Genomic DNA, 18,016 nt, shown 5'->3' with positions numbered 1-18,016 from the left:
GGCGCGGCCGCGAAGGCCATGACGCGCGACGCGGTGCGGTGGTGCTCGGCGTGGGCCGGGTCGAGGTCGCCCCCGTGCAGCGGTGCGCTGCGGGCGACGTCCCAGGCGGCCGCGACCTCGCGTGCCTGGGCGACGGCGTCGAGCGCGTCGACGTCGTACGACGCGAGCAGCACCTGCGCGTGGTCGGCGTAGCCCTGCACGCTGACGCGTGCCATCGGGTCCACGAGGCGGAGCACCTGCGCGGCCTGGGCGAGACGCAGCCGGGTGCGCAGCTCGACGGAGTCGTCGCCCGTGCCGAAGAGACGACCGACGAGCGGCACCAGACGGTGCCGGTCGGCGTCGCTCGCGAGGTCGTTGGCGGTGCGCGCCTCATGGGCGAGCACCGGGTGGGTGCACTCGGGCCGGTCGCTCCACGGCTCGCCGGCCAGGACCGAGACGTACTCCATGACGCAGGCCTCGCCCGCGTCGGCGTCGTGCGCCCCGGCCGTCAGCGTGGGCAGTCCCTCGGGGAGGTTCATGACTCCATGGTCCCAGGACGGTCCAGGCGCGTCCTGTCGACGGCTCGACGGCGCCGGTGGGCCGCGACCACCACGAAGCCGAGGGCGACGGTGGTCAGGGTCCAGGCGAGTGCGCCGCCCTGCAGCGTGGGGTCGACCCACGAGGGTTCCTCACGGAGGCCGTCGGCGGCGTCGAAGCCGCTGCCCCAGGCCTGCCACACGACGGCTGCGGAACCCAGCGAGGCCAGCGCCAGGAGGACGACGCCGACGCGCCACCCGCGCGAGCGCGCCTGAGCGACCACGACCGGCCCGACGCCGACGGTGACCAGCGCGCACGGCAGACCGGCCATCACGGCCGCGGCGACGAGCAGGTCCACCCCGCCAGCCTAGGGCGGCACCGGTCGGTCGACGTGACCGTCAGCCGACGGCGAGCAGGGCGGCCACCGTGGCACCGAGCTCGTAGGCCGCGGCGCGCTCGTCGTCGCCGACGTCGCCGAGCAGCTGCAGCGGTGCGGCGACGCGGCGCCAGGGGAGGGCCTGGGCGATCGACTCGACCGAGCGCACGGCGCCCTCGGTGTCGTAGCGGCCGTGCACGCACAGCGCCCACGGGAGGCGACCGCCGTCGGACGTCCCGCCCCCGGCGTCGGTGCGAGTCCCGCCACCGTCGTCGCCCAGCGCCCCACCGACGGCCAGGAAGGTGCGGTCGAAGAGGTCCTTCAGCAGCCCCGACATGTACCCGAAGTTGGCCGGGCAGAGCAGCACGAGACCGTCCGCCGCCAGGACGTCGTCGGCCGTGGTCGCGTCGGGGGAGAGGACGCGGACGTCGACGCCCTCGATCGCGTCGTCCTGGGCGCCGGCCGCGAGCTGACCGCCCAGGACGCGGGTGGCCGCCGTGGGCGTGTGCAGCACGAGCAGGAGCGTGCTCACGGCGACGTCCTGGTGTCGAGGGGCATGCGCCCCAGTATCGACGGACGTGCGTCGCCGGGCTCCGGCGCCGCCCGTGCCACGCCGGACGTGACCTGAGTCGCACGTCGTCGGACGTGACGATCGGCGCGCTCCGGGACTCTCACCGTCGTCCCCCACCCCCGTCTCCCCGAGGAGTCCCCCATGGCTCGACCCAAGCGCAACCTGTTCGCCCTGCTCGGCTGGCTCGTCTGGAAGCTGCTGTCGCTCGTCGGCCTCCCGATCGCCAAGCGGAAGCTCGAGGAGCGTCGTCACGACCGCGGCTCGCGCCGGTCGCGTCGGCGCTGACGGCGCCGCACCCCGTCCCCACCGACACGAGAGAGGTCCCCATGTCCACCACCACGCCCGTCTTCACCACGTCGCAGCGCCTGACGGCGGAGGCGCTCGGCACCTTCTGGCTCGTCCTCGGCGGCTGCGGCACCGCCGTGCTCGCCGGCGACCAGGTCGGCTTCGCCGGCGTCGCGCTGGCGTTCGGCCTGACCGTCCTCACCGGCGCCTACGCGTTCGGGCCCGTCTCCGGCGGGCACTTCAACCCCGCGGTGTCGGTCGGACTCGCGACCGCCCGCCGGTTCCCCTGGAAGGACGTGCCGGCGTACGCAGCGGCGCAGGTGGTCGGCGCGACCGTGGCCGGCGCGCTCCTGCTCGCCATCGCCTCGGGCAAGCCGGGCTTCGACGCCGTCGCCTCCGGGTTCGCCACGAACGGCTACGGCGACCGCTCCCCGGGCGGGTACGGGTTCTGGGCGGTCGTCGTCACCGAGGTCGTGCTCACGGCGTTCTTCCTCTTCGTGATCCTCGGCGCCTCGGCCCGCCGCGCGGCAGTCGGCTTCTCGGGCCTCGCCATCGGTCTGGCCCTCACGCTGATCCACCTCGTGAGCATCCCCGTCAGCAACACGTCGGTGAACCCGGCACGCTCGCTCGGCGTGGCGTGGTTCGCGGGCGGCGACGCGCTCTCGCAGGTCTGGGTGTTCATCCTGGCGCCCCTCGTCGGCGCAGCGATCGCCGGTCTCGCCCACGCCGCCCTCCTCGGCGACGACGAGGACTGAGACGCCTCGCGCCTCCGACTCGTTCTGTGGACCTGGTGACGATCTTCCGCCCCGGAACCGTCATCAGGTCCACAAATCGCGGGGACGGGGAGAGAGCCGGCGGAAACTCCTGGTCGTCCTGCGACGTTGGGGGGAGCAGGGGATGATGGACCGACCCCCCGCCACCGACCGAGGGAGTCCCATGGACGACGCCCGAGCCGCCGCCCGCCGTGTCCTCACGAACATCGAGTCCGTCGTCGACGGCAAGCCCGAGGCGGTCCAGACCGCCGTCGTGGTGCTCCTCGCCGAGGGTCATCTGCTGATCGAGGACGTCCCCGGCGTCGGCAAGACGGTGCTCGCCCGCGCACTCGCGCGCAGCGTCGACGGCTCCGTGCGTCGCATCCAGTTCACGCCCGACCTGCTGCCCTCCGACGTCACCGGCGTCTCGGCCTTCAACCAGCAGAAGGGCGAGTTCGAGTTCAAGCCCGGTGCGGTGTTCGCGAACATCGTCATCGGCGACGAGATCAACCGCGCCTCGCCGAAGACCCAGTCCGCGCTCCTGGAGGCCATGGAGGAGCGGCAGGTCACGGTCGACGGACGCACCCACCGGCTCGCGACGCCGTTCAGCGTGATCGCCACGCAGAACCCGTACGAGATGGAGGGCACGTACGCGCTGCCCGAGGCCCAGCGCGACCGGTTCACCGCCCGGATCTCGATGGGCTACCCCGACGTCGACGCCGAGCTGGAGATGCTGCGCGACCGCGACGTCGACAACCCCCTCGACCGGTTGCAGCCGGTCGTGACCATCGACGACGTCCGCGTGATGATCGCCCAGGCGCGTGCGGTGTTCGCGTCGGAGTCGGTGGAGCGGTACTGCGTCGCGATCGCCCGGGCCACGCGCGAGGACGCCGCCCTGCGCCTCGGTGCCAGCCCCCGCGCGACCCTGCAGCTGGTGCGTGTCGCGAAGGCCCGCGCCTACCTCGACAACCGCGACTACGTGCTGCCCGACGACGTCGACGCCCTCGCCCCGCTCGTGCTCCCGCACCGGCTGGTCCCGGCCCGCGGCTCGGCGCCCGTGGAGGAGACGGTGCGCCGCATCGTCGCGGAGACGCCCGTGCCGCAGGGTGCGGTGGAGCCCCGATGACGCACCGGTCGGTGACCCGGGCGTGATGCTCCTGCGACGGCTGCCTCGTCCTGGTCCGCCCCGTGCTGGTCTCGTGTGGCCTGGTCTGCGACTGACGCGTCGTGGTGCCGGCTTCCTCGTGACGTCGGTGGTCCTGCTCGCCGCGGCGCCGTTGCTGTCGCTCCCTGCTCTGCTGAGCGTCTCGGCGATGCTGCTCGGCGTCGTCGTGCTGGCGGCCGTCTTCGTGCTCCTCGGGCAGGCGCGGGTCGTCGTCGAGCGGCGCTTCGCGCCCGAGGTGCTCTCGCCGGGCGACACCACGACCGCCACCGTCGAGGTGACCAACCTGTCGGTGCTGCCCGCCCTCGAGGCCCGCTGGAGCGACACCGTGCCGCACGGGCTGAGCGCCGATGCCAGCGGCGTGCTCCCGCCGCTCGGCGGCAGTCGCACCCGCCGGTCGCGGGCGCAGTTCCGCTACCCCGTGCAGGGCCTGCGGCGAGGTCGGCACGCGCTCGGGCCGCTGCGGGTCGAGGTCGTCGACCCGTTCGGCCTCGTGCTGCGCCGCCACACCTTCGGCGACGCCCAGGATCTCGTGGTGCTCCCGCGGCGGCACGCGCTCGACGCGGGATCGACCCGGGGGCTCGACGAGGGGGTCGCCGCCCAGGGCGCGGCACACCGCGCCGGCATCGGCGAGGACGACCTGGTCGCCCGCACGTACCTGCCCGGCGACGCGCTGAAGCGGATGCACTGGAAGGCCACCGCGCACCGCGGCGAGCTCATGGTGCGCCAGGAGGAGCAGCAGGACGACCCGAGGATCGGCGTCGTCGTCGACCCCGACGCGGCGTCCTTCGGCACCGCCCGGGAGCGGGACGGCTGGTCGTACTCGCCCGAGCTGGAGTGGGCGGTCAGCGCCGCGGCGTCGATGGTCGACCACCTCGTGCACGCCGGCTTCGCCGTCACCCTCCGCTCGCCGCTCGACGTGGTCGACCGCCAGCTCGACCACGTCGAGGCCGTCGAGGAGGCCCTCGTCGACCTCGCGGTGCTCGAGCCGCTGCCGGGCGCCGACCCTGCCGACGCCGATCCCGGGGAGCGGACCGTGGTGGCCGTGCTCGGGCGTCCCGACATCGCGCGTGCCCAGGCCTGGACCGAGGCGCTCGCGGGCGCCACCAGCGTGCTCGCGCTCGTCTCCGCCGGGACGCGCGGACCGGCGCTCGAGGTGCTCGAGCGTGCCGGCTGGCGGCACGTCCCCTACGCCGCCCACGACGACGTCTCCGAGGTCTGGTCGCGCCTGGGGGTGAGTCGCACCCGTGCTGCGTCCTGAGGCCTCCACCCGACGTCGCGCCGCCGCCGTGCCGCGGCGTCCCTGGCTCGACCAGCTCCTCGTCGTCGGCGCGCTCGCCGTCCTCCTGCTGGGCTACGACACGGTCGTCGAGGGCCGCGACTGGTGGGTGACCACGACGCTCGTGGCCGGCCTCGTCGCCCTCGTCTGCGCGGTGCTCGGCAGCCTCGCGCCACGGTTCGCCGTGCCCGTCGGGCTCCTCGTGCTGGTGGTCGTGCTCGGGTGGGTGTTCGTCCCCGAGACGTTCGCCGGACCCCTGCCCACCACCGCGACCTTCCAGGGCCTCGGCGAGGCGCTGTCGCGGGCGCAGGTGATCGTGATGGAGGAGGCCGCACCGGCGGCGGCGGCGCGTCCGCTCGTGCTGCTCCTCGCCGGTGCCTTCGGCCTGCTCGTCCTGGTGCTCGACCTCGTGCTCCGCCTCCGCGTCGGCGTGCTCCTCACCGGAGCCGTGCTGCTGGTGGTCTACGCCGCCCCGGCCCTGGTCTCGGGCGAGACGCCCTCGCTCTGGGTCTTCGCCGGCGCCGCGGCCTGCTGGCTCGCGCTCCTGCGCACCCGCACGGCGGCGACGTCCGCAGGCTGGGCGTCGCTGGTGCCGGCCTTGGGTCTCGGTGGCTCGGCCCTGCTCGTCGGGGTCCTGCTGCCTCCCGTCCTGCCCGACGTCACCGCCGTCGCCAAGCCCTGGGGCGAGCCGCCGCCCCAGGTGTTCGGTCGCGGGATCAATCCGATGCTGCAGCTGGGGCAGAACCTGCGCCGCAACAGCACCACCGTCTCCGCGCGCTACACGACCACGCTGCAGGACCCGCCGTACCTCAAGGTCGCGACGCTGCGCGACTTCCGGGGCCGCACGTGGCGTCCGGCCACGGCCAGCGACGGCGACCCGTTCGAGAGCCGCATCGGCATCGAGCCCGAGGTCGAGACGAGCCAGGAGACCACCACGATCCGGATCGCCGACCTGCGCAGCAGCATGCTGCCGGTGCCGTACCCGGTGCTCGACGTCGACGGTCTGCGCGGCGCATGGTCGCTGCGCCGCACCGGTCTGACCATCAGCTCCGACAGCTCCACCACGCGCGACCAGCAGTACACGGTCACGAGCCTCGAGCGCCTCCCGACGGCCGAGCAGATGCGGGCGCTCGTCACCTCGCCGAGCGCGGTCCCGGCCGACTACACCGCGCTGCCCGACGACGTGCCGCCGGTCGTCGCCTCGACGGCCCGCGAGGTCACCGCCGACGCCACCAACGACTACGACCGCGCCCTCGCGCTGCAGGACTACTTCCGCCAGAACTTCGTCTACTCCGAGACCGCCCCGGTCGCCGAGGACTACGACGGCAACGGCGTCGGCGTGCTCGGCACCTTCCTGGAGGAGAAGGCCGGCTACTGCGTGCACTTCTCCTCCGCGATGGCGGTCATGGCCCGCGAGCTGGGGATGCCGTCGCGGATCGCGGTCGGCTACGCGCCCGGCCAGGCCGCGGGCGTCGACGACGACGGGAACACCGAGTACGAGGTCACCTCCGACGACCTCCACGCGTGGCCCGAGATCTACTTCGACGGTGTCGGCTGGGTGGGCTTCGAGCCGACGCCGGGCGTGGGCTCGCGCACCGGCTTCGAGGAGCCTGAGGGCACCCCGGAGAGCACCGAGCAGGCAGCACCGCAGGACCAGCCGTCGCAGCGACCGAGCGACGCCGCCTCGGAGGAGGGCTCGGTCACGACCGAGGCGTCGGCCGCCGACTCCGAGGCCCCGACGGCGCCGCGCACCGCCCTCACCGTCGCCGTCGTCCTGCTGCTCGCGGCTCTGCTGCCCGGTCTGCTGCGCAGCCTGCTGCGACGTCGCCGGCTGGCCGCCTCCGACCCCGAGCCGTGGTGGCGCGAGGTGGAGGCGTCGGCGGTCGACGTCGGGCTGGTGGTCCCGCGGACCGGGACGCCGCGGGGGCTCGTCGAGGTGGTCGGTCCTCGTGCCGACCCCGACGACCTGCGCCGGGTGCTCACCGCCGTCGAGCGCTCGCGCTACGCCCGTCCGGGCACCGACGTCGCCGACGAGCGCGACGCTGCGCGCCGGGTGGTCGAGCGGGTCCGTGCGGCCGGGTCGCGAGGGGAGCGGCTCCGGGCGCTGCTGCTGCCGCGGTCGCTGCTGCGCCGACGCTGACGCGCGGCTCAGCCCGGCCCGTCGAGGATGAGCTTCTTCTGCACCTTGCCCATCGCGTTGCGCGGCAGCGACGGCACGAACCGGACCTCGCGCGGCCGCTTGTGCCACGACAGGTCCGTCGCGACGTGCTCGACCATGCGTGCGGCGAGGGCGTCGTCGGCGTCGTCGGGTGCGACCACCGCGTAGGCGACGATGCGCTGGCCGAGGTCCTCGTCGGGCAGACCCAGCACCGCCACCTCCAGCACCTCCGGCAGCGCGAGCAGCGACGTCTCGATCTCCCCGGCGCCGATGCGGTAGCCCCCGGACTTGATGAGGTCGACCGACTCGCGGCCGACGATCCGGTGGAAGCCGTCGGCGTCCACGACGGCGAGGTCGCCCGTGGCGAACCACCCGTCGGCCCCGAGCACCTCGGCGGTCGTCCCCGGCAGGTTCAGGTAGCCGTCGAACAGCATCGGACCGCTCACCTCGAGCCGACCGACGGTCTCGCCGTCCGGCGGCACCTCGCCGCCGTCCTCGGCCCGCAGGCGCGTGCGCGCCTCGCCCACCGGGAGGCCCACCCAGCCCGGGCGGCGCTCGCCGTCGGCGCGCGTGCTGAGGGTGATCATGGTCTCCGTCATGCCGTAGCGCTCCACCAGCGCGTGGCCGGTGAGCTCGCGCAACCGCTCGAAGACCGGCACGGGCAGCGGGGCGCTGCCCGACACGAGCAGCCGGGCACCGGACAGGGCCCGTGCGGCCTCGGGGTCGCGCGCCACGCGCGTCCAGACGGTCGGCACGCCGAAGTAGACGGTGGCGGGCGTCGCCGCGTACGCCTGCGGCGTCGGGCGGCCGGTGTGCACGACACGCGAGCCCAGGTGCAGCGACCCGAGCACGCCCAGCACGAGTCCGTGCGTGTGGAACAGCGGGAGGCCGTGCGCGACGACGTCGTCGCCCGTCCAGCCCCAGGCGTCGGCCAGGCCCTCGATCCCGGTCCGCAGGGCGCGGTGGCTGAGCACCACGCCCTTGGGCGCCCCGGTGGTGCCCGACGTGTAGAGCACGATCGCCGTCTCGGTCTCCGCGACCGGCTCGGGCAGGTCGACGCGTCGGTCCCCGGCGGTCGGGGTGGTCGGCACCTCGACGAGCGGCAGGTCCACGCCCTCGCGCGGCGGCCCGGCCCAGCACGTCGCACCGGAGTCGCTCACCACGTGCGCGGTCTCGGCCGGGCCCGCGTCGGGCGGCACCGGCACCACGGGCACGCCCGCCAGCAGGCAGCCGCTCACGGCCACGACGGTCTCCAGCGTCGGCTCGGCGCACACGGCCACCGGTCCGGCGTCCGGCAGCCGCGAGGCGAACGCCACGGCGACCTCGCGCAGACCTGCGCGCGACAGCGCCCGTCCGTCGACCACGACGGCCTCCGGGTGGTCCGGCAGGTCGAGGTCGCGCAGCGCACGGAGCAGGGTCGTGGGGGAGGAGGACGTCATGAGAGCACCATGCCAGGGAGGATGAGGGTCAGGGTCAGGGCGACGGGACCGACGACCACCATCGACAGCCCCCACCGCGTGAGCAGGCTGGTCATGCGGGGACGGGCGTCCGGGTCGACGGTCGTGGCCACGTACGTGGCTCCCACGGTCGAGAACGGCGACACGTCGACGATCGACGCGCAGACGCCGATGGCGCAGATCATCGCCCAGCCGGGGATGCCGCCGTCGGCGATGAGCGGCAGGGCGAGGGGCACGAGCGCGGCGAGCATCCCGGTGGTCGACGCGAAGGCCGAGATGAGGCCTGCCGCCGCGCACAGCAGGAGCGCCGCCACGACCGGGGCGCCGACGTGCGCGGCGCGCTCGCCGATGAGGTCGATGACGCCCATCTGCGTCAGGACGCCGACGTAGGTGATGATGCCGCCGACCAGGAGCACCGAGCCCCAGTCGATCCGGCTCATGGCCGCCTTCCCCGCGGCCGGGTCGACCAGCGCCAGAAGCGCACCCAGGCCGAAGCCGATGACACCGATGTCGGGTTCCAGACCGCCGAGCGCCATCACCACGACCGCCACGACGAGCCCGACCATCAGCACGAGCGTGAGCACCTGGTGCGGCGTCGCCCGACCGGGCGAGCGGACCTCGGCCGGGGCGTCGTCGTCGAGGGAGAGCGAGGACTGGCCGTACTCCGGCAGTGCGGCACCGCGCGCGACCATGGCGCGCTCCAGGCGCGGGGCCTCCGCGCGACGTCGTCCGCGACCGAACAGCACGTGCGCCACGGCCAGCAGGACCAGGTTGACCACCACGGCCACCGCGAAGAGCAGCAGCGGGCTGAGCGCGATGCCCGCGGCGTCGGCGGTGCCCCAGGTGATGATGCCGAACAGGCTGGTGGGGGCGAACGCGCCGGCGCTCAGCCCGCAGCCCATCGACAACGCCATGAGCATCGGGTCGATGCCGCGGCGGTGCGCGACGCTCATGCCCATCGGGGCCATGACGAGCCCGCCGAGCGGAGCGCCCATGGCCGACACGAGGGCGGTCAGCGCGAAGAACGTGGTGGGCAGCGCGGCGTCCCGGTCGCCGACCCGTGCCAGCGACGTCTCGATCAGCCAGTCGATGGTGCCGTTGCTGTGGGCGATGCCGAAGAAGTAGGTGACGCCCACGAGCAGCACGAGGATCGACAGCGGGAAGCCCGCGACCACCTCCTCGAGGCTGAGGTCGGCGACCCACAGGCCGACGAGCGCGGCCACGGGGAACAGGACGATGCCGATGTTGACGTTGCGGGCTGCGGCGATCGCGAACACGGCGACGAAGATGCCGAGGGCGACGAGCTGGGCGGTCATGGCGCCTCCAGGTGGGGGACGGCTCCCGGTCGGTCCACCTGATGGAACAGTGGGCCGTCAGCCGGGACGGGCGTGTAACGTAGAGCACACCGACGTCCCGGGGCAAGCACCACCGCGGGACGGACGGGCCGAGCCCGAGGAGGAGCCTGTGACGACCGCCAGCGTGGTGACCGCGTTCTCGGTGCTGGAGCGTGTCGCCGAGCTCCAGCCGGTCGGGCTGTCCGACCTCGCCCGCGCCGCGGACCTGCCGAAGAGCACCGTGCACCGCTGCCTGCAGACGCTGCAGGAGGTCGGCTGGGTCGAGTCGTCCGGCGGCACGAGCGCGCGCTGGTCGATGAGTCTGCGCGCGCTCTCCGTGTGCGGCGGGGCCGGCGGCCGCCAGAGCCTGCGCGACCTCGCGCTGCCGCTCATGAGCGACCTGCAGCTGGTCACGACCGAGACGGTGCACCTCTGCGCCCCCGACGGCGACGTGCTGGTGCTCCTCGAGCGGCTCGACACCTCCCACGCCCTCCGCGCGTTCCTGCCGCTGGGGGAGCGGATCCCGCTGCACGCCTCCGCCACCGGCCTGGCCTACCTGTCGGCGTGTCCTGAGGACGTGGTCGAGCGCTACCTGGCCGGCCCGCTGGAGCGGCGGACCCCGGCGTCGCTCGTCGACCCCGACGTGATCCGCGCCGAGCTCGTCGCCGTCCGCGCCCGCGGCTACTCGATCAACGAGAACGGCCTCTCGACCGGCATCAGCTCGCTCGGCGCGCCGATCGTCTCGCGCACCGGCGTCGTGGGAGCCCTGTCGGTGTCAGGACCCTCGATCCGCATCGTGCCCGCGCGCTTCGAGGAGCTCGGGACGCAGGTCGTCGAGTCGGCCCGCAGGCTGGGCCGACTCCTCTGACCTGCGCTCGCACCTCGCTCAGCTGGGTGGCGTGCCGTCGCCGAACGGCGACCCGCCGAGCTCCTCGCGGTGGTGCGCCGTCGTCCAGCCGGAGAGGTCGGGACCCTTCGGGACGACGCTCGTGGGATTGATGTCGGTCTGCACGACGTAGTAGTGCTGCTTGATCTGCTCGAAGTCGGTCGCGTCGCCGAAGCCGGGCGTCTGGTAGAGGTCGCGCGCGTACCCCCACAGCGCCGGCATCGTCGCCAGCGTCTGGCGGTTGGCCTTGAAGTGCCCGTGGTAGACCGGGTCGAACCGCGCCAGCGTCGTGAAGAGCCGCACGTCGGCCTCGGTGATGGTGTCGCCCATGAGGTAGCGCCGCGTCGTCAGCCGCTCCTCGAGCCAGTCGAGCGCGGTCCACAGCCGGTCGTACGCGGAGTCGTAGGCCTCCTGCGAGCCGGCGAAGCCGCAGCGATACACCCCGTTGTTCACCTCGGTGAACACCCGGTGCATGACCTCCTCCATCTCGTCGCGCGTGGCGTCGGGCCAGAGGTCGGGCGCACCCTCCCGGTGGTGGTCGGTCCACTCGAAGAAGAAGTCGTGCGTGATCCACGGGAAGTCGTTCGTGACGACCTTGCCGCTCTCGACCTCGACGACGGCGGGCACGGTGATGCCGCGTGGGTAGTCGGGGTAGCGCGCGAAGTACGCGTCCTGCAGGCGCGGGATCCCGAGCACCGGGTCGACCCCGTCGGGGTCGAGGTCGAACGTCCAGCTGCGCTTGTCGTGCGTGGGTCCGGCGAGCCCGAGCGACAGCGCGTCCTCCAGCCCGAGGAGGCGGCGCACGATGACCGTGCGCGTCGCCCAGGGGCACGCGAGCGCGGCGACCAGGCGGTAGCGGCCGGCCTCGACGGGCCAGGTCGGCGCGTCCTCCACGGGCGGCTTGCCGGTGCCCGCACGGTCGTCGACCGGGGCGCCTCCCTGTCGCGTGATGCGGTCGGGGATGTAGTTCATGTCGCGGTCGAACTCCTGGCCGCTCGTGACGTAGGAGCCCGCCGTGGACTGGTCCTCGCTGCTGGTGTCGCTGCTCATGACCCCAGTCTGTCCGAGCCCGCCCACCGCTGCAGCGTGGTGGTCCCCGAGGACCGTGGGGTAGGCTGGCCGCGATGTACGCGAGCCGACTCCTTCTCTGCCGCGTCGAGGTCCACTAGGTCGGGCCCCTCGGCGCGGAGTTCGTCATGCACCGACCGCAACGACCTGACGAGCACCCCGAGGAAGACACCGACATGACCACGCACCGCACCGGACTGCCCAGCAACGTCGTCTCGCCGCAGAAGGCGTCGCCGATGCCGTTCGGCCGCTACCGCCCGTTCGCGCCCATCGACCTGCCCGACCGCACCTGGCCGTCCCAGACCATCACGAAGGCCCCGCGCTGGTTGTCCACCGACCTGCGCGACGGCAACCAGGCCCTCATCGACCCCATGACCCCGGTGCGCAAGCGCCGCATGTTCGAGCTGCTCGTGCGCATGGGCTACCAGGAGATCGAGGTCGGGTTCCCGTCGGCCAGCGAGACCGACTTCGCGTTCGTGCGCTCGCTGATCGAGGAGGACGTCATCCCCGACGACGTCACGATCTCGGTCCTGACCCAGGCCCGCGAGGACCTCATCGAGCGGACCACGCAGGCGCTGACCGGCGCCCGGCGCGCCAACATCCACCTCTACAACGCCGTCGCGCCGCTGTTCCGTCGCGTCGTCTTCCACGCCTCGAAGGACGAGGTGCGCGCCATCGCCACCCGCGGCACCGAGCTGGTCATGAAGCACGCCGAGCAGAACATGCCCGGCACCGCGTTCGGCTACCAGTACAGCCCCGAGATCTTCACGGGCGCCGAGCTGGAGTTCAGCGTCGAGGTCTGCAACGCGGTCATGGACGTCTGGCAGCCCGAGGACGGCCGCGAGATCATCCTCAACCTGCCCGCCACGGTCGAGATGGCCACGCCGAACACCTACGCCGACCAGATCGAGTGGTTCGGTCGCCACGTCGAGCACCGCGAGAACGTCGCGATCAGCCTGCACCCGCACAACGACCGCGGCACGGCCGTCGCCGCCACCGAGCTGGCCCTGATGGCCGGCGCGGACCGGGTCGAGGGCTGCCTGTTCGGGCACGGCGAGCGCACCGGCAACGTCGACCTCGTCACCGTCGGCATGAACCTGTTCAGCCAGGGCATCGACCCGCAGGTCGACTTCACCGCCGGCGGCGTCGGCATCGACGAGGTGCGCCGCACGGTCGAGTACTGCACGAGCCTGCCGGTGCACCCGCGCCACCCGTACGCGGGCGACCTCGTCTACACCGCGTTCTCCGGCTCCCACCAGGACGCCATCAAGAAGGGCCTGGAGGACCTCGACCGGATCGCCGCCGAGCAGGGCGTCGACGTGTCCGAGGTGCCGTGGGAGGCGCCCTACCTGCCCATCGACCCGCACGACGTGGGCCGCACCTACGAGGCGGTCATCCGCGTCAACAGCCAGTCCGGCAAGGGCGGCGTCTCCTACCTGCTGAAGACCGAGCACCAGCTCGACCTGCCGCGTCGCCTGCAGATCGAGTTCAGCCGGGTCGTGCAGGGCCTCACCGAGGGCGAGGCGGGCGAGATCTCCGCCGACGGCATCTGGACGGCGTTCAGCCAGGAGTACCTGGAGCGCGAGGAGCCCTACTCCCTCGTGACCTTCACCTCCACGACGTCGTCCGACGGCCACGACCAGCAGGTCGTCGACCTCGTCGTCCGCGGCGAGGAGCGCTCCTTCAAGGGCGAGGGCAACGGTCCCGTCGACGCCTTCGTCGACGGGATGCGCCAGGCCGGCGCCGACATCCGGGTGCTCGACTACACCGAGCACGCGCTCTCGGCCGGCGGCGACGCGCTCGCCGCGGCGTACGTCGAGGCGGAGATCGCCGGCGAGATCGTGTGGGGCGTGGGCATCCACGCCAACATCGTCACCGCCTCGCTGCGGGCCGTCGTCTCCGCCGCCAACCGCGCCGCGGCCCAGACCATCCCCGCCGTCTAGACGGCACTGGTCCGCCGCCCAGGGCCCGGCACCCCCGCCGGGCCCTGCCCCTCGCCGGGTCCTGCCCCTCTCCGCTGAGTGTGACGTTTCGGTGTCGTCGCGACCCGATCCGGCCCGCGAACGTCACGCTCATCGGGGGAGGACGGTCGGTCCGAGGAACTTCACCGGATCGTCATCGCTGGACCGTCCAGCCGGTACAGACATGGGGCCTCCTGCTGGCTAGCATCGTGTGACGTCGAGCACCCCTCGACGTCGCACCCACGCGACGTGATCCGTCGCCGGCCACAGGAGGTCCCGTGTCCCGTTCGCTCAACACCGTGGCGGTGTTCGGTCTGGGGAAGGTCGGCGAGCTGGTGGCCGACCTGCTCGTCCGCGCACAGTTCGACGTCGTCGGCTACGACGCCACCCCCCGCGACGACCTCCACTTCGCCGCGCACGTGGTCGACGTCGCCGACGCGACCGCGGTCCGCAAGGCGCTCACCGACGTCGACGCCGTCGTGTCGTGCCTGCCCTACCACCTGAACATCGCCGTCGCCGAGGCCGCGTACGACACCGGCACGCACTACTTCGACCTCACCGAGGACGTCCCGACGACGAACCGCGTCGTGGAGCTGAGCCGGCAGCGGCCGGAGTCGGCGTTCGTGCCGCAGTGCGGCCTGGCGCCCGGGCTCATCGGCATCGTCGGGGCGTCGCTCGCCCAGGGCTTCGAGCAGATCCGCAACATCGAGCTCAAGGTCGGCGCGCTCCCGCAGAACCCGACCGGCCTGCTCGGCTACGCGTTCAACTGGTCGGCCGAGGGCGTCGTCAACGAGTACCTCAACGACTGCGAGGTCCTGCGCTCCGGCCGTCGCCAGATGGTGCCGGCCATGACCGAGAAGGAGCGGGTCTTCATCGGCGGCATCGAGCTCGAGGCCGCCCTGACCTCCGGCGGTCTCGGCACGATGTGCCAGACGTACGAGGGTCGCGTGAGCCGGCTCGACTACAAGACCCTGCGGTACCCGGGCCACTTCGAGCAGATGCACTTCCTGTTCGACGAGCTCAACCTGCGCGAGCGTCGCGAGGAGGTCGGCCGGATCCTCGTCGACGCCAAGCCGCCCGTGAACGACGACATCGTCTACCTGCACGCCGCCGTCGAGGGCACGAAGGCCGGCCAGCCGTTCCGCGAGAACTACGTGCGCGGCTACCTGCCGATCGAGATCGAGGGGCGCACCTGGCGCGCCATCAGCTGGACCACCGCCGCCTCGGCCGTGTCCGTGGTCGAGCTCGTCGCCGACGGCGGGCTGCCGCACGCGGGCTTCGTCGCGCAGGAGGACATCCGCCTCGACGACCTCTTCGCCACCACCTCCGGACAGCTGTTCGCCTCCCACGGAAAGGTCTCTCCCGCATGAGCGACGTCACGACCCGCGCCCTCGACATCCTGCAGCGCCTCGGCGCCGGCAACCCCTTCGACACCCTGCCCGACGGGGCGCAGCGCGACCTGCCCGCGACGTCGCCGATCGACGGCCACGAGATCGGCCGGCTCGCGTCGCACTCTGCCGCCGACGTCAGCGACGCGGTGGGCCGCGCGCACGAGGCCTTCCTGCAGTGGCGGAGCGTCCCGGCGCCGGTGCGCGGCCAGTTCGTGCGCGAGCTCGGCGAGCTGCTCCGCGAGCACAAGGACGACCTCGGCGCGCTCGTCAGCATCGAGGCCGGGAAGATCCTCAGCGAGGGCCTCGGCGAGGTGCAGGAGATGATCGACATCTGCGACCTCGCGGTCGGCCTCTCCCGCCAGCTGCACGGGCTGACGATCGCCACCGAGCGCCCCGGCCACCGGATGATGGAGCAGTGGCACCCGCTGGGCGTCGTCGGCGTCATCAGCGCCTTCAACTTCCCGGTCGCGGTGTGGTCGTGGAACGCGGCGCTCGCGTTCGTCTGCGGCGACGCCGTCGTCTGGAAGCCGTCGGAGAAGACGATGCTGACCGCCCTCGCCTGCCAGGCGCTGGCCGCCGAGGCGGCCCGTCGCACGGGCGCGCCGGAGCACCTGTCGCAGGTCGTGCTCGGCGCCCGTGAGGTCGGCGAGGCGCTCGTCGACGACCCGCGGGTCCCGCTCGTCTCGGCGACCGGCTCCACCCGCATGGGCAAGGAGGTCGCGCCGCGCGTGGCCGCCCGTCTCGGCCGGTCGCTGCTCGAGCTCGGCGGCAACAACGCCGCCGTCGTCGCGCCCAGCGCCGACCTCGACCTCGCCGTGCGGGGCATCGTCTTCTCCGCCGTCGGCACGGCCGGCCAGCGCTGCACGTCGCTGCGCCGGATCATCGTGCACGAGAGCATCAAGGACGAGCTCGTCGAGCGCCTCGCCAAGGCGTACGCGACGCTGCCCGTCGGCTCGCCGCTGGAGCCGACCACGCTCGTCGGCCCGCTGGTCGACGAGGCGTCGTTCCGCGCGTTCGGCGACGCGATCAGCCGTGCCCAGGCCGACGGCGGCACCCTCGTCACGGGCGGCGCGCAGGACGTCGCCGCCAGCGACGCGACCGGCGGCGGCTACTACGTGCAGCCCGCGATCGTCGACATGCCCGGCCAGACCGACGTCGTGAAGGAGGAGACGTTCGCGCCCATCCTCTACGTGCTCACCTACTCCTCGTTCGAGGAGGCGCTCACGCTCCACAACGACGTCGCCCAGGGTCTGTCGTCCTCGATCTTCACGCTCGACGTGCGCGAGGCCGAGACGTTCGTGTCGGCGGTCGGCTCCGACTGCGGCATCGCCAACGTCAACATCGGGCCCTCGGGCGCCGAGATCGGCGGCGCGTTCGGCGGCGAGAAGGACACCGGCGGCGGCCGCGAGTCGGGCTCCGACGCGTGGCGCGCCTACATGCGCCGTGCGACGAACACGGTCAACTACTCCACCGAGCTGCCGCTGGCCCAGGGCGTGGAGTTCGTGTGAGCCGCTTCCGCTACCTGCGGCTGTCGGAGCGCGTCGAGGCCGAGGGCGGCCACCGCTGGCCGGTCTCGCCCACGCACCTGCGTGCCGACCTGGCGACGAACCTCTCCGAGCTCTACGGCTCCGAGGTGCCGGCGTACACGACGCTCGTCGAGGCGTGCGAGCACGTCAACGCCGACGTGCTCGCCCGTCGCGGCGACGACGCCGAACGGCTCGGCTCCATCCGTCGCGTCACCGCCGAGCGGCACGGTGCGATCCGGGTCGGTACCGAGGCGGAGCTCGCGCAGGTCGCGCGGATCTTCGGCGCCTGCGGGATGCACCCCGTCGGGTTCTACGACCTGCGTGAGGCGACCCCGCCCATCCCCGTGGTCAGCACCGCGTTCCGCCCCCTCGCGGGCGGCGAGCTGGCCGAGAACCCGTTCCGCGTCTTCACGTCGGTGCTCGTCGTCGACGACCGGCGCTTCTTCGACGAGCGCACCGAGGCGCGGCTGCGCGAGTTCCTCGACGCCCGCACGCTCTTCCCGGCGGAGCTGCTGCAGCTCGCCGACCTCATGGGGTCCGAGGGCGAGCTGACGCACGAGCAGGCCGACCGGTTCCTGGAGCTCGCGACCGCGTCGTTCGCGCTGTCCGACGAGCCCGTCGACCGGGTGTGGTACGAGCACCTCGAGGCGATCTCGAGCGTGGCCGCCGACATCGGCGGCGTCGGCTCCACGCACATCAACCACCTCACGCCCCGCGTGCTCGACATCGACGCGCTCTACGCCCGGATGGGCGAGCTGGGCATCGAGATGATCGACCGCATCCAGGGTCCGCCGCGGGTCGAGCCGGGGGAGGGCGTCGACGTGCTGCTGCGTCAGACGTCGTTCCGTGCGCTGGCCGAGCCGCGTCGCTTCCGCGAGCCCGACGGCTCGGTCGTCGACGCGCACCTGCGGGTGCGGTTCGGGGAGGTGGAGGCGCGGGGCGTCGCGCTGACGCCCGCGGGCCGCGACCTCTACGACGGTCGGGGCTTGCGCGCCTTCCCCCGCACCGAGGAGGAGCTGCACGCGCAGGGACTCGCCTATTACCGACGCGACGACCAGGGTCGGCTGCAGCCGATCGTCTACGAGGACTTCCTGCCGAAGTCGGCGGCGGGCATCTTCGCCTCGAACCTCACCAGTGACGGCACGGCCGACGCCCGCCAGCGCGCGTCGTCGCGCGACGCCGCCTGGATGCAGGAGGCGCTCGGTCGCACCCTCCACGACCCCTACGCCCTCTACGAGGCCGAGCGCGCGGGCGAGGTGTACCGCTTCCCCCCGCGCTGACTCGACCGTTGCCG

Annotated in this window: 16 protein-coding genes; 10 read left to right on the top strand and 6 right to left on the bottom strand. The window is 73.2% G+C overall.

Features of this window, described 5'->3' with window-relative positions; translation table 11 throughout:
• The 3 genes from NH339_RS08275 to NH339_RS08265 all read right to left on the bottom strand — a co-directional run.
• Positions 1-518 (bottom strand): hypothetical protein (locus NH339_RS08275; RefSeq protein ID WP_253024283.1); only part of this gene is annotated, 518 nt, incomplete at its 3' end.
• Complete coding sequence (locus tag NH339_RS08270; RefSeq protein ID WP_253024282.1) at positions 515-874, bottom strand: hypothetical protein; 360 nt, start codon at positions 872-874, stop codon at positions 515-517. The genes NH339_RS08275 and NH339_RS08270, both read right to left, overlap by 4 nt.
• A 40-nt stretch (positions 875-914) precedes the next feature.
• Positions 915-1,424 (bottom strand): flavodoxin family protein, encoded by a 510-nt coding sequence (locus NH339_RS08265; RefSeq protein ID WP_253024281.1) that lies wholly within the window; start codon positions 1,422-1,424, stop codon positions 915-917.
• 180 nt (positions 1,425-1,604) lie between these two features.
• On the opposite strand from NH339_RS08265, the gene NH339_RS08260 reads away from it, so the two are divergent.
• From NH339_RS08260 to NH339_RS08240, 5 genes are all read left to right on the top strand, one after another.
• On the top strand, positions 1,605-1,748 hold the full coding sequence (locus NH339_RS08260; RefSeq protein WP_253024280.1) for a hypothetical protein: 144 nt from the start codon (positions 1,605-1,607) through the stop codon (positions 1,746-1,748).
• Between the two features lie 41 nt (positions 1,749-1,789).
• Complete coding sequence (gene aqpZ, locus NH339_RS08255; RefSeq protein WP_253024279.1) at positions 1,790-2,503, top strand: aquaporin Z; 714 nt, start codon at positions 1,790-1,792, stop codon at positions 2,501-2,503.
• Between the two features lie 181 nt (positions 2,504-2,684).
• Positions 2,685-3,626: a MoxR family ATPase gene (locus NH339_RS08250; protein ID WP_253024278.1), complete on the top strand. Its 942-nt coding sequence runs from the start codon at positions 2,685-2,687 to the stop codon at positions 3,624-3,626.
• Positions 3,627-3,744: 118 nt separating this feature from the next.
• The gene (locus NH339_RS08245; RefSeq protein ID WP_253024277.1) at positions 3,745-4,923 is read left to right on the top strand and encodes a DUF58 domain-containing protein; all 1,179 of its coding nucleotides are present in this window, start codon (positions 3,745-3,747) and stop codon (positions 4,921-4,923) included.
• Positions 4,910-7,081 (top strand): DUF3488 and transglutaminase-like domain-containing protein, encoded by a 2,172-nt coding sequence (locus NH339_RS08240; RefSeq protein WP_253024276.1) that lies wholly within the window; start codon positions 4,910-4,912, stop codon positions 7,079-7,081. The genes NH339_RS08245 and NH339_RS08240 overlap by 14 nt, the downstream gene beginning before the upstream one ends.
• A gap of 8 nt (positions 7,082-7,089) precedes the next feature.
• Here the strand turns inward: NH339_RS08240 and NH339_RS08235 are convergent, their stop codons facing one another.
• Both NH339_RS08235 and NH339_RS08230 read right to left on the bottom strand, forming a co-directional pair.
• Positions 7,090-8,538: an acyl-CoA synthetase gene (locus NH339_RS08235; protein ID WP_253024274.1), complete on the bottom strand. Its 1,449-nt coding sequence runs from the start codon at positions 8,536-8,538 to the stop codon at positions 7,090-7,092.
• Positions 8,535-9,872: an SLC13 family permease gene (locus NH339_RS08230; RefSeq protein ID WP_253024272.1), complete on the bottom strand. Its 1,338-nt coding sequence runs from the start codon at positions 9,870-9,872 to the stop codon at positions 8,535-8,537. Before NH339_RS08230 ends, NH339_RS08235 begins: the two co-directional genes overlap by 4 nt.
• 148 nt (positions 9,873-10,020) lie before the next feature.
• Between NH339_RS08230 and NH339_RS08225 the strand changes: the two genes are divergently transcribed.
• Positions 10,021-10,758 (top strand): IclR family transcriptional regulator, encoded by a 738-nt coding sequence (locus NH339_RS08225; RefSeq protein ID WP_253024270.1) that lies wholly within the window; start codon positions 10,021-10,023, stop codon positions 10,756-10,758.
• Between the two features lie 18 nt (positions 10,759-10,776).
• On the opposite strand, the gene NH339_RS08220 is transcribed toward NH339_RS08225, so the two are convergent.
• A complete protein-coding gene (locus NH339_RS08220; protein WP_253024268.1) occupies positions 10,777-11,826 on the bottom strand; it encodes a glutathione S-transferase C-terminal domain-containing protein in 1,050 nt (349 codons plus the stop codon).
• A gap of 194 nt (positions 11,827-12,020) precedes the next feature.
• On the opposite strand from NH339_RS08220, the gene leuA reads away from it, so the two are divergent.
• The 4 genes from leuA to NH339_RS08200 all read left to right on the top strand — a co-directional run bounded on the left by leuA (position 12,021) and on the right by NH339_RS08200 (position 18,002).
• Positions 12,021-13,787: a 2-isopropylmalate synthase gene (leuA, locus tag NH339_RS08215; protein WP_253024266.1), complete on the top strand. Its 1,767-nt coding sequence runs from the start codon at positions 12,021-12,023 to the stop codon at positions 13,785-13,787.
• A gap of 296 nt (positions 13,788-14,083) precedes the next feature.
• Positions 14,084-15,175 carry a saccharopine dehydrogenase C-terminal domain-containing protein gene (locus NH339_RS08210; protein WP_253024264.1) on the top strand — a complete coding sequence of 364 codons (1,092 nt, stop codon included), beginning with the start codon at positions 14,084-14,086 and terminating at the stop codon, positions 15,173-15,175.
• Complete coding sequence (locus tag NH339_RS08205; protein WP_253024262.1) at positions 15,172-16,704, top strand: aldehyde dehydrogenase family protein; 1,533 nt, start codon at positions 15,172-15,174, stop codon at positions 16,702-16,704. Before NH339_RS08210 ends, NH339_RS08205 begins: the two co-directional genes overlap by 4 nt.
• Complete coding sequence (locus tag NH339_RS08200; RefSeq protein ID WP_253024261.1) at positions 16,701-18,002, top strand: 2-oxoadipate dioxygenase/decarboxylase family protein; 1,302 nt, start codon at positions 16,701-16,703, stop codon at positions 18,000-18,002. The genes NH339_RS08205 and NH339_RS08200 overlap by 4 nt, the downstream gene beginning before the upstream one ends.
• The last annotated feature ends 14 nt before the right edge of the window (positions 18,003-18,016 follow it).

Origin of the sequence: Aeromicrobium sp. CnD17-E (assembly GCF_024124745.1) — a bacterium.
Lineage (GTDB): Bacteria > Actinomycetota > Actinomycetes > Propionibacteriales > Nocardioidaceae > Aeromicrobium.
The sequence above is the reverse complement of the archived record's forward strand: the minus strand, read 5'-3'. Positions and strand labels throughout refer to the sequence as shown.